A 12,333-nucleotide genomic window follows, 5' to 3' on the forward strand; every position below is an offset into this window, starting at 1 on the left:
CCCCTGGCCGCGCGGCAGGCGCTCTCCTCCCCCCTCCTGCCCCCGGGCCTCCTGGAGCGGCTGCTGGCGGAGGCCATGGGCCGGGGCGCGGACTTCGCGGAGGTGTACGTGGAGCGCACGTCCACCACCGCCGTCGTGCTGGAGGAGTCGCGCATCAAGAGCGCCCAGGTGGGGCTGGTGCAGGGCGTGGGCGTGCGGGTCATCACCGGGGCCAAGGTGGGGTACGCCTACTCCGACGACTGGGATGAACCCGCGCTGCTCCGGGCCGCGCGCACGGCGGCGATGATCGCCCAGGGCGGCGGCTCCGAGCGCGCCTTCCCCATCAAGCGCGTCGCGGTGCCCAGCCACTACCGGGTGACCCACCCGCTGGAGGACGTGGCGGTGGCCCGGAAGACGGCGCTGATCACCCGCGCGGACGCGGCCGCACGCGCCTTTGACGGGCGCATCCAACAGGTGAACGCCGCCTATGTGGATCAGACGCGGCGCATCGCGGTGGCCAACACGGCAGGCCGCTACAGCGAGGACACCCAGGACCAGTCCCGCCTGAGCGTGCACGTGGTGGCGCTGGGGAAGAGCGGCGAGCGGCGCACCGGCATGTACGGCGGCGGCGGCCGGGTGTCCTTCAGCTACTGGGACAGCGTGACGCCGGAGAGCGTGGGTGAGGAGGCCGCGCGCCAGGCCATCGCCACGCTGGGCGCGGTGGACTGCGTGGCGGGTCCGCAGACGGTGGTGCTGGCCCCGGGCTGGAGCGGCATCCTCCTGCACGAGGCGGTGGGCCACGGCCTGGAGGCGGACTTCATCCGCAAGGGCACCTCGCTGTTCGCTGGGAAACTGGGGGAGAAGGTGGCGTCCGACCTCGTCACGGTCATCGACGATGGCACGGTGTCCAACGCGCGCGGCTCCATCAACATCGACGACGAGGGCGTGCCGGGCGAGCGCAAGGTCCTCATCGAGAACGGCGTCCTCAAGGGCTACCTCTATGATCAGCTCAACGCGAAGCTGATGAACCAGCGTTCCACGGGCAGCGGCCGGCGCGACTCGTTCAAGAGCCTGCCCCTGCCGCGCATGACGAACACCTTCCTCGCGCCCGGGGACCACGCGCCCGAGGACATCCTCAAGGAGGTGAAGCGCGGCCTGTACTGCGCCACCTTCGGCGGAGGCCAGGTGGACATCAGCAACGGCAACTTCGTCTTCGAGGTCAGCGAGGCCTACCAGATTGAGGACGGGAAGCTGGGCCGGCCGGTGAAGAACGCCATCCTCATCGGCGTGGGGCCGGAGGCGCTGAAGAACATCAGCCGCGTGGGCAGCGACCCGATGCCGGATCCCGGCATGGGCATCTGCGTGAAGGACGGGCAGATGCTGCCCGTGGGGGTGGGCCTGCCCACCGTGCGCATCGACAACGTCACCGTGGGCGGCACCCGGGTCGGCTGAAGGCCCACGCTTCTGCGAAGGAACGACAACGTGAACTACGAACAGCTCGCGAAGAAGATCGTCCAGCGCGCGGTGAAGCGGGGCGCGAAGCAGGCCGAGGCGTACCTGGAGGTGGGCCGCCAGAGCAGCGTGCGCGTCCGCGAAGGCCAGATTGAGGACCTCACCGAAGCGGCCAGCAAGGGCGTGGGCGTGCGCGTCTTCGTCAAGGACCGGCTGGGCTTCGCGTACACCTCCGACTTCACCCCCGCCGGGCTGGAGCGCGTGGTGGACCTGGCCGTGCAGCTGGCGGAGGCCGCCGCGCCCAGCAAGCTCAACGGCCTGCCCTCCTCCAGGGACCTGGGCAAGCGGGGCGACACGGGCCTCCTGTTTGATCCGAAGGTGGCGAACCTCCCTGGCGACTGGAAGATCAACGCCGCGCTGGAGGCGGAGCGCGCGGGCCGGGCCGAGGACGCGCGGGTGATCACGTTCGACTCCGTGTCCGCGGGCGACTTCGTGACGGAGGTGTACCTGGCCTCCAGCGAGGGCGCCACGGGCGGCTACTCCGGCACGTACGTGTACCTCTTCGCCATGCCGGTGGCGTCGCAGGACGGCCAGCTCCAGACGGGCTACTGGCTGGACTACAAGCGCTTCTTCGACGACCTGGAGTCGCCGGAGTCCATCGGCCGCGAGGCGGCGAAGCGCGCGGTGCGGATGCTGGGCGCGAAGTCCGTGAAGACGCAGCAGGTGCCCGTGGTGTTCGATCCGCTGGTGGCCGCGAGCTTCGTGCAGAACGTGGCCCAGGCCGCGGACGGAAACGCCGTGTACCAGCAGTCCAGCGTGCTCGCGCCCCACGTGGGCAAGCGGCTCGCGGGCAAGCACGTCACGCTGGTGGATGACGGCCTGTTGCCCCGGGGGCTCGCCACCGCGCCCTTCGACGGCGAGGGCGTCCCCACCCGACGCACGCCCATCCTGGACGGGGGCGTGCTCTCCGGCTTCCTCTACGACGCCTTCACCGCGCGCAAGGCGAAGGCGCGCACCACCGGCAACGCGTCCCGCGGCTACAGCGCGCTCCCAGGCATCGGCACCACCAACCTCTACCTGGAGCCGGGGACGCAGACGCCCGAGGAGCTGATCCGCCAGGTGCCCCGGGGGCTGTACGTGACGGCGCTGCTCGGCCACGGCGCGGATCCGGTGTCCGGAGATATGTCCTGCGGGGCGAACGGCCTGTGGATTGAGAACGGTGAGCTGACGCACCCGGTGCAGGAGGTCACCGTCGCGGGCAACCTCCTCCAGATGTTGAAGGACGTGGACGCGGTGGGCAGCGACCTCCAGTTCCGCGGCGGCGCGGCCGGAGCACCCACTGTCCGCTTCCGACAGCTCACCGTTTCGGGTGCCTAGCGCGCCCGGCTTCGTCGCGTACGGTGGGGGCCCTCACGCTAACGGCAAGGAGGGTCCGCCCGCATGGCCGCGAAGTCCGCCCGCAAGTCCGCCCCCGCGAAGTCCAAGTCGGCCACCCCGCGCAAGCCCCGACGCAAGAAGGCCGAGCCCCGGTCGCGAGGCCTCTCCGCCGCGGAGGTCGCGAGCGAAGCCGTGGCCTTCCCGGACGCCCTGCTCCAGGCGGTGCGCGAGGACGGCGGACAGGTGCTGTCCGTCTACCGTGATCCGCTGGGCGGCCACCCCGTCATCTTCGCCGTGCTGCCCATCGACAAGGTGGAGCCCACGCCCTACCAGCGGGATTTGTCCGAGCCCCACGTGAAGCGGCTCGCCACCGCGATGGAGCGGTTGGATCGCTTCCTCGACCCCGTCATCGCCGTGCGGGTGGAGGGCCACTACTGGACGCCCAACGGCAACCACCGCCTGCACGCCAGCCGCATGCTGGGCGCGAAGTCCATCGTCGCGCTGCTGCTGCCGGAAGAGGACGTGGCCTATCAAATCCTCGCCCTCAACACGGAGAAGGCCCACAACCTGAAGGAGCGCTCCCTGGAGGTCATCCGCATGGCGCGGGGCCTCGTGGGCGCGGGCCGCCCGGGCCGCGAGTCCGCCTTCGCCCACCTCTTCGAGGAGCCGTCCTTCCTCACGCTCGGCGCCGCGTACGAGAAGCGCCCCCGCTTCTCCGCCGGCGCCTACCACCCCTTCGTCAAGGTGGTGGAGGGCTTCCAGGAGCTGCCCCTCCCGGAGGCCCTGGCCCTGCGCGACGCCCGCGCGGACAAGCTGCTGGAACTGGACGACGCGGTGGTGGCCGTCGTCGCGGGCCTCAAGGAGCGCGGCCTCCAGAGCCCCTACCTCAAGAACTTCGTCGTCGCCCGGATCAACTTCCTGCGCTTCCGCAAGGACGGCTCGCCTCCCACCTTCGACGCCACGGTGGACCGCATGCTGGCCAGCGCCCGGCGCTTCAACCTGGACAAGGTGCGCCGCGAGGACATTGGCCGCATGGGCGGTGGCCCCCTGGAACCGGACGAAGAGCAGGCTTGAAGGGAATGGGGATTGCAGGGTGGGAGTAGAAGAGGCCTTGCACCCCATGACTGCTCCCACGGTCCTGGTCGTCGACGACGACCGCGCCAATCTCGACTCTGTAGCCCGCATCTTCCAGCGGGAAGGCTTCGCCACGCTCGCCGCCGCGCAGGGCACGGAGGCGCTGGAGCTGCTCCGCCGCCCGGAGGTCAGCGTCATGGTCACCGACCTGATGATGCCCGGCATGGACGGCCAGGAATTGCTCAAGGCCAGCCGCACCATCCGCCCGGACGTGGAGGTGGTGCTGATGACGGCCTACGGCACGGTGGAGACGGCCGTGGCCGCCATGAAGGACGGCGCCTACGACTTCATCACCAAGCCCCTCAAGCGCCACGCCCTGGTGAAGGCCGTGCAGAAGGCGCTGGAGAAGCAGGCGCTCGTCCAGGAGAACACCTCCCTCAAGGCGAAGCTCGCGGAGATCAACCCCGCGGGCGGCCGCGCCATGGTGGGCCAGTCCCCCGCCTTCCGCGCCATGCTGGACACCATCCGCCAGGCCGCGCCCTCCACCGCCACGGTGCTGCTGCTGGGCGAGTCCGGCACCGGCAAGGAGCTGGCCGCCAGAGCGCTGCATGAGCACTCCGCCCGCGCGCGCCAGGCCTTCATCGCCGTCAACTGCGGCGCCATCCCGGAGAGCATCCTGGAGGCGGAGCTCTTCGGCGTGGAGCGCGGCGCGTACACCGGCGCGGTGGCCCGGCGCGAGGGCCGCTTCGAGCGCGCCCACGGCGGCACCCTCTTCCTCGACGAAGTGGGGGAGATGCCGCTCGCCGCGCAGGTGAAGCTGTTGCGCGTGCTCCAGGAGGGAGAGCTGGAGCGGCTGGGCGGCACGCAGACGGTGAAGGTGGACGTGCGGCTCGTCGCCGCCACCAACAAGGACCTGCAGAAGGAGGTGGCCGAAGGCCGCTTCCGCGAGGACCTCTACTACCGCCTGCACGTCGTGGAGATCCGCGTACCCGCGCTCGCGTCCCGCCGCGAGGACATCCCGCTGCTGGCGGACGCGTTCCTGCGCCGCTTCTCCGCGAAGAACGGCAAGGTGCTGCGCGGCTTCTCCCCGGACGCGCTGGGCGTGCTGGAGAACTACGCGTGGCCGGGCAACGTGCGTGAACTGGAGCACGCGGTGGAGCGCGCCGTGGTGCTCGCCAAGACGGACGTGCTGGAGGCCAGCGACCTGCCGGAGTCCGTGCGCAAGGGCCCGCTGGGCTCGGCAGGACAGCTCGTCATCCCCATTGGCACTCCCATGGAGGAGATTGAGCGCCGGGTCATCCACGAGACGCTGCGCCACACCAAGGGCGACAAGACGCTCGCCGCCCGCCTGCTGGGCATCGCCGCGCGCACCATCTACCGCAAGCTGGAGCGCGAGCAGCTGGGACCGGACGCCCCCCCTGTCGCCCCCTCCCCTCCGGGCGTGCCGGATGGACGGGCGGACTGACAGGCCGTCACACCGGCCCCCGCCTGCTTTTGACAAAATGTCCGGACGCGTTGTCAGGGCCGCCCACCCGGCCGGGCCCGCGTCCTATTCCGAAATAATTCCGAGGACTTGGCCGTAGGTCCTGGGTTTCAAACCCGCCCAGCGATGGCACCTGCCTTGCTCACGGTACCCGTGGGGCTGGCTTTCTCCCGGAAGCGTGATGGAACTCTTCTTTCGTAAGTACTTCTGGACCGTGAACCTGCTGTTCATCCTGCTCGTCGCCCTGCTGGCGGCGCGCACGGTGAACCTGTTCGTTGAATCCAGCATCTCCCCGGCGCCCTCCGCCGAGGCGTCTCCCCGCGTCGCCCAGCGCACCCACACCACCGACACCGTCCTGGCCTCCATCGACGCGGAGCGCCTGTCGCGCCTCACCGGCGTGAAGCTGCCGGAGCCGGAGGTCGCGGTGAAGGAGCCCACCACCCCGGAGTTCGACGCCAACGCGCCGCCCGCCAAGAGCGGCCTGCGGGTGAAGCTGCTGGGCACGCTCGTCGCCGGCAACGCGGACTGGTCGTTCGCGTCCATCCAGGACATGACCACGCAGCGGTCGCAGACGTACATGATCGGCAACACCCTGATGGGCGCCACCGTGATGGAGATCGAACGCGAGCGCGTCATCATCAACAACGGCGGTCGCAAGGAGTTCATCGACGGGCAGCCCGGGGATGGCGCGGTCGCCGCCTACACCCCGCCTCCCGTCGCCGCGCCCACGGCCACCGCATCCAACGGCCTGGGCAACGGCATCAAGTCCACCGGGGAGAACGAGTACGAAGTCCCCAAGGCTGAAATCGACAAGACGTTGAGCAACCTCAACGACGTGGCCATGCAGGCGCGCATCGTGCCCGCCTTCAAGGACGGTCAGTCGGTGGGCTTCAAGCTGTTCTCCATCCGCCCGGACTCCATCTATTCGAAGATCGGCGTCCAGAACGGTGACGTCATCCGTCGCATCAACGGCTTCGACATGAACAGCCCTGAGAAGGCGCTGGAGGTCTACTCGAAGCTGAAGGACTCCTCTCGTATCGAGATCGAGATCGAGCGCAACGGAGCGCCGATCCGCAAATCCTACAACGTCCGTTAAACACCCCGTCAGCGCCCGCTCCTCCATGAAGACGCTCCCGTCCTGGATGCTTTGCCTGTGCCTCGCGCTCTCCGTCCCCGCGTGGGCCCAGCGCCGTCCTTCGCAGCCTGGTACGCCGCCCCCCGCCACGGGTGAGCGCGACCGGACCATCACCCCGCAGGGAACCACCCCGCCGGCCCGCGGCGCGGCTCCGGCCAACACTGGCGCCGAGGAGAATCAGGGTCCCCGCCAGATGCCTTCCTGTGAGGAGGCCCGTCGGAACGCGCGCTACGGCATCTACTTCGACAAGGTGGACATCGAGAAGCTCGTCCAGACCGTGTCGGATGCCACCTGCCGCACCTTCATCCTCCCGGAGAACGTGCGCGGGAAGATCTCCATCATCGGTCCGGAGAACGGCCGCGTGGAGGTGGACGCGGACTCGTTCTACTCCGCGTTCCTTGCCGCGCTCGACGCCAACGGGCTCGCCGTCTACCCGTACGGCCGCTTCCTGAAGATCGTCGACAAGCGCTCCGCGAAGCAGAACCCCATCCCGACCATCGTGGACGACACGACGCCGTACACCACGAACGAGCAGATGGTCACCAAGCTGTTCAAGATCAAGTACGTGGAAGTGGAGCCCCTGCGCGGCGTGCTCCAGCAGCTGGTGTCCAAGGACGGCGACACCATCCCGTACCCGCCGGACACCATCATCGTCAACGACGTGGGCTCCAACATCCACCGCCTGGAGCGCCTCATCAACCAGCTGGACAGCCGCTCCTCCAGCGACGAGATGCGCGTCATCCAGGTGCAGTACGCCACCGCCCAGGACGTGGCCAACACCGTCCAGAAGCTCTTTGAAGCCAAGGGCGGCGCGCGCCCCGGCCAGCGCCCGGCGAACTTCCCCCAGGGCAGCCCCGGCGTGCCTCCCGGTGAGGGCGGCGTGTCCTCTGGCGGCGCGGACTCCGGCGGCGCGGTGACGCTGTCGCAGATCATCCCGGACGAGCGCACCAACAAGCTCATCGTCGTGGCCAGCCCCGCCGCCTTCGGCCGCATCCAGGACCTGGTGCGGGAGATCGACATCCCGTCCGGCAGCGGCAACCGCATCAACGTCTACCCGCTGGAGAACGCCAACTCGGAGGAGCTCGCCAGCACCCTCCAGTCGCTCGCGCAGGGCACCGCCAACCGCCCGCAGCGCGGCCCCATCCCGCAGCAGCCCCAGGGCCTGCCGCGCGCGCCCACCCAGGCCGCGGAGCTGTTCAGCGGCGAGGTGAAGATCTCCGCCGACAAGGGCACGAACTCGCTCGTCATCGTGGCCAGCCAGTCGGACTACAAGAACATCGTCCAGATCATCCAGCAGCTGGATCAGCCGCGCCGCCAGGTGTTCGTGGAGGCGGTGATCATGGAAGTGAACCTGGACCGCAACAGCGAGTTCGGCATCAACTTCCACCAGGGCTTCAGCCTCAAGACGGACGACGGCGCCATCCCCGGCATCTTCGGCACCAACTACAGCGGCGGCGGCGTGCCCCCGTCCTTCTCGCTGGCGAACCTGGCCAGCATGGGCGGCTTCCTCGCCGGCATCCAGGGCCCCGTCCTCCCGGAGCTCAAGGCCCTGGGCATCGACATCCCGGCCTTCGGCGTGGTGCTCAACGCCATGCAGCAGTCCTCGGACGTGAACGTGCTGTCCACGCCGCACCTGCTCACCAGCGACAACGAGGAGGCCGAAATCACGGTGGGCCAGAACGTGCCCTTCCAGTCCGGCTTCTCCCCGTCCAGCCTGGGCAGCTCCGTCACCGGCGCGGCCGGCGGCGCCACGGGCGGCATCAACCCGTCCCTGCTGGGCTCGCTGGGCGGCCTGGGTTCGCTCTACGCGCCCATCACCCGCCAGAACGTGGAGCTGAAGCTCACCGTCAAGCCGCAGATCAACGAGAGCGACTACATCCGGCTCGTCATCACGGAGCAGACGGAGGAGATCGCCTCGTCCGACCCCGTGCTCGGCCCCACCACGTCGAAGCGCAGCGCGAAGACGACGGTCATCGCCAAGGACATGGAGACGGTCGTCATCGGCGGCATCATGCAGGACCGCACCCTGGAGTCCGTCTCCAAGGTGCCGGTGCTGGGTGACATCCCGCTGCTGGGTCACCTGTTCCGCGACACCACGCGCCGCAAGACGAAGACGAACCTGCTGCTCTTCCTCACGCCCTACATCATCCGCGGCCAGGAGGACTTCCGGCGCATCTTCGAGCGCAAGATGAAGGAGCGTCAGCAGTTCGTGGAGCAGTTCTACGGCCAGGTGCCCGGCTACGACGTGGCGGTGGACTTCAGCCGCAAGCCCGGCCCCCTGTCCCGCATGAACCAGTCCATGCTCAAGGAGTCGCAGCGCGTGGAGAACGGCGGCCCCGGCACCACCAACGAGCGCGTCATCGCCCCCGCCGGGGGTGGCACCGCGCCGGCCGGCTCCCCGACCCCCGGGCAGGGCGCCGTGGAAGCGCCTCCCCCGCAGAACGGCGCCACGCCGCCCCCGCAGGGCGACCAGGCGCCGCGAAATTTAGAAGCGCCTCCGGGGGGTTCGGAAGGATCAGTGCCCGCCACACCGGCTCCGCAACCTGACGTCGTCGCGCCCACTCCGGACGCCGACGCCAACAGGCTGCGCATCCAGCCGGGAGACGGGGAGTAAGCCCATGAACCTGACCGCCGACCCCACGACCCTCCAAGCCTCCGCCGCGTCCACGGACGCCCCCGTGGGCCGCAACGACGCCACGCAGATCGTCGCCCACGGGCAGGCGTACCTGTGCGGCCGGCCGCTCGGGGAGATCCTCCGCGCGCTCGTCCCCGCCCTCACCCCGGAGAAGATCCAGGAGGCGCTCGCCGCCCAGCAGGAGAAGGGCGGACGGCTGGGCGAAGTCCTCGTGGGCATGAAGGCGGTCACGGAAGAAGACGTGGCGCGCGCGCTCGGCCACCAGCTGGACCTGCCCTACCTCCAGCGCATCTTCGCGGAGGAGGTGGACGCGGACCTGGTCAAGCGCATCCCCATCAACTTCGCGCGCCAGACGCAGCTGTTGCCCCTGTCCCAGGAAGGCGACGAGGTCATCCTCGCGGTGGCGGATCCGCTGGACACCACGGCGCTGGACCACGCGCGGCTGCTTTTGGGCCAGAGCATCCAGCCCCGCATCGCGCTCGCGTCCACCATCGTGGACGCCATCAACAGCGTGTACGACCGCTCCGTCAACGAGACCGCGGACCTCGTGGACGAGATGGAGACCACCGAGGACCTGGACTCCCTGGCGCATGAGCTGGAGGAGCCCAAGGACCTGCTGGACGCGGACGACGAGGCCCCCGTCATCCGCCTGGTCAACTCCGTGCTCTTCCGCGCCGCCAAGGAGCGCGCGAGCGACATCCACATCGAGCCCATGGAGCGCGAGCTCCTGGTGCGCTTCCGCATCGACGGCGTGCTCCAGGAGGTCATCAAGCCGCCCAAGCGCTACCAGAACTCCATCATCGCGCGCGTGAAGGTGATGGGGCAGCTCAACATCGCGGAGAAGCGCCTGCCGCAGGACGGCCGCATCCGCATCAAGCTCGCGGGCCGCGACATCGACATCCGTCTGTCCACCACGCCCACGTCCTTCGGCGAGCGCATCGTCATGCGTCTGCTCGACAAGACGGCGACGCTCTTGGACCTGGCGGAGATCGGCATGAGCCAGCAGGTGCTCTCGTCGATGCAGTCCGTCATCAAGCGCTCGCACGGCATCGTGCTGGTGACGGGCCCCACGGGCTCCGGCAAGACGACGACGCTCTACGGCGCGCTCTCCAAGATCAACACCTCCGACCTCAACATCCTCACCGTCGAGGACCCGGTCGAATACCAGCTCAAGGGCATCGGCCAGATGGCCATCGCCCCGAAGATCGGCCTGACGTTCGCACAGGGCCTGCGCTCCTTCCTGCGCCAGGACCCGGACGTCATCATGGTCGGTGAAATTCGCGACAAGGAGACGGCGGAGATCGCCATCCAGGCCTCGCTCACGGGCCACCTGGTGCTCTCCACGGTCCACACCAACGACGCGGCCGGCGCCGTCACGCGACTCGTGGACATGGGCGTGCAGCCCTTCCTCGTGGCGTCGTCGCTGACAGGCATCCTCGCCCAGCGCCTCGTGCGCCGGGTGTGCCCGGACTGCCGCGCGCCCTACACGCCCACGGACGCGGACCTGAAGGAGCTGGGCTACACGTTCCAGAGCTTCAAGGACCGCTTTGGCACCGACCGCATCTACAAGGCGGTGGGCTGCCCGTCGTGCAACCGCAACGGCTACCGCGGTCGCTCCGGCATCTACGAGTTCCTGTTCGTGGACGACGACGTGCGCCAGCTGGTGCTCAAGAACGTGGACGCGTCCACCATCAAGAAGTCCGCGCTCGCCAAGGGCATGATCACGCTCCTGGACGACGGCGTTCGGAAGATCGCAATGGGCGAGACGACCATCGCCGAAGTCCTGAGCATCACGCAGGAGGACATCTAGTCCGCCATGCCCGTCTTCGAATACAGAGGCCTTGATTCCCACGGCAAGCAGAAGAAGGGCTTGCTGGAGGCGGACTCACCCAAGACGCTGCGCTCCAAGCTGCGCGCGGACGGCATCTTCCTCACCGACGTGCTCGGGCAGGCGGAGGGCAGCCGCGCGGGCGTGTCCAAGGGCGCCAACGCGTCGCTCGTGGCGCGCGACGTGGACCTGCGCAAGCTCGCGGGCGGCCGCGTCAGCACGGAAGACGTCGCCATCCTCACCCGCCAGCTCGCGACCCTGCTGGGCGCGGGCGTCACCATCGTGGACTCGCTCAACGCCCTGGTGGACCAGGCGGAGAAGGAGCGCCTCAAGCGCGCCCTCTCCGACATCAAGCAGCGCGTGAACGAGGGCTCGTCCCTGGCGGACGCGTTCAGCCAGCACCCGAAGATCTTCCCCAGCATCTACATCAACATGGTGCGCGCGGGTGAGGCCTCCGGCGCGCTGGACACGGTGCTGCTGCGGCTGGCGGACTTCACGGAGAACCAGGCCAAGCTGCAGCAGAAGATCATCGGCACCATGCTCTACCCCGCCATCATGCTGCTGGTGGGCGGCGGCATCCTGGTGCTGCTGATGGTGTTCGTCGTGCCGAAGGTGACGAAGATCTTCGAGACGATGAAGGCCACCCTGCCGCTCAACACGCGCATCCTCATCGCCGCGTCCAACTTCATGCAGGCGTGGTGGTTCCTGGTCATCCCGTCCATCGTCGCCGGCTGCGTGTTCTTCATGCGCTGGACGCGCAGCCCCAAGGGCAAGCCCAAGTGGGACCGCTTCACCCTCAAGGCCCCCATCTTCGGCAGCCTCGTGCGGCTGCTCGCCATCTCCCGCTTCGCGCGCACGCTGTCCACGCTGCTCAAGAGCGGCGTGCCCATGCTGGCGGCGCTGGACATCGTCAAGGCGGTGATGACGAACTCGGTGCTGGCGGACGCGGTGGAGAACGCCCGCGAGTCCATCCGCGAGGGCGAAAGCATCGCCACGCCCCTCAAGCGGTCCGGCCAGTTTCCGCCGCTCGTGTACCACATGGTCGCCATCGGTGAGAAATCCGGCCAGCTGGAGGACATGCTCCTGTCCGTGGCGGATTCCTACGAGACGCAGGTGAACGTGCGCATCGGTGCGCTCACCAGCCTCCTGGAGCCCATGCTCATCGTGGTGATGGGCGTGATGATTGCATTCGTCGCCCTGTCGATCCTGATGCCGATTCTGCAGGTGAATACGGCCATCCATTAGGAGGCGGGAGGCAACGATGAACGACACGCTCGACCGGTGGATCCAGCGCGTCACGCTGGTGGGCCTGATTGCCCTGGCCGCCACGCTGGCGACGGTGGGAGCCTCCCTGTACGCCCACCCGGAGC

General features: G+C 68.9%; 8 protein-coding genes. All 8 read left to right on the top strand.

Going from position 1 to position 12,333, the window contains the following annotated elements; all coding sequences use genetic code 11:
• Window positions 1-3 precede the first annotated feature (3 nt).
• The 8 genes from D7V97_RS30520 (at window position 4) to gspF (ending at window position 12,208) form a co-directional block, all read left to right on the top strand.
• Window positions 4-1,431, top strand: a complete 1,428-nt coding sequence (locus tag D7V97_RS30520; protein ID WP_120614163.1) for a TldD/PmbA family protein — start codon at window positions 4-6, stop codon at window positions 1,429-1,431.
• A 30-nt stretch (window positions 1,432-1,461) separates the two neighbouring features.
• Window positions 1,462-2,808: a TldD/PmbA family protein gene (locus D7V97_RS30525; RefSeq protein ID WP_120614156.1), complete on the top strand. Its 1,347-nt coding sequence runs from the start codon at window positions 1,462-1,464 to the stop codon at window positions 2,806-2,808.
• A 63-nt stretch (window positions 2,809-2,871) separates the two neighbouring features.
• Entirely contained in the window at window positions 2,872-3,882 is a 1,011-nt protein-coding gene (locus D7V97_RS30530; RefSeq protein WP_120614157.1) for a ParB N-terminal domain-containing protein, read from the top strand.
• Window positions 3,883-3,928: 46 nt separating this feature from the next.
• The gene (locus D7V97_RS30535) at window positions 3,929-5,347 is read left to right on the top strand and encodes a sigma-54 dependent transcriptional regulator (RefSeq protein WP_120614158.1); all 1,419 of its coding nucleotides are present in this window, start codon (window positions 3,929-3,931) and stop codon (window positions 5,345-5,347) included.
• Window positions 5,348-5,546: 199 nt separating this feature from the next.
• Window positions 5,547-6,461, top strand: a complete 915-nt coding sequence (gene gspC, locus D7V97_RS30540; protein ID WP_120614159.1) for a type II secretion system protein GspC — start codon at window positions 5,547-5,549, stop codon at window positions 6,459-6,461.
• 25 nt (window positions 6,462-6,486) lie between these two features.
• Window positions 6,487-9,114, top strand: a complete 2,628-nt coding sequence (gene gspD, locus D7V97_RS30545) for a type II secretion system secretin GspD (RefSeq protein WP_120614160.1) — start codon at window positions 6,487-6,489, stop codon at window positions 9,112-9,114.
• A gap of 4 nt (window positions 9,115-9,118) precedes the next feature.
• Window positions 9,119-10,945, top strand: a complete 1,827-nt coding sequence (gspE, locus tag D7V97_RS30550) for a type II secretion system ATPase GspE (protein WP_120614161.1) — start codon at window positions 9,119-9,121, stop codon at window positions 10,943-10,945.
• Between the two features lie 6 nt (window positions 10,946-10,951).
• Window positions 10,952-12,208: a type II secretion system inner membrane protein GspF gene (gene gspF / locus D7V97_RS30555; RefSeq protein WP_120614162.1), complete on the top strand. Its 1,257-nt coding sequence runs from the start codon at window positions 10,952-10,954 to the stop codon at window positions 12,206-12,208.
• Window positions 12,209-12,333 lie beyond the last annotated feature (125 nt).

Origin of the sequence: Corallococcus sp. CA053C (genome assembly GCF_003611675.1) — a bacterium.
Classification (GTDB): Bacteria; Myxococcota; Myxococcia; order Myxococcales; family Myxococcaceae; genus Corallococcus.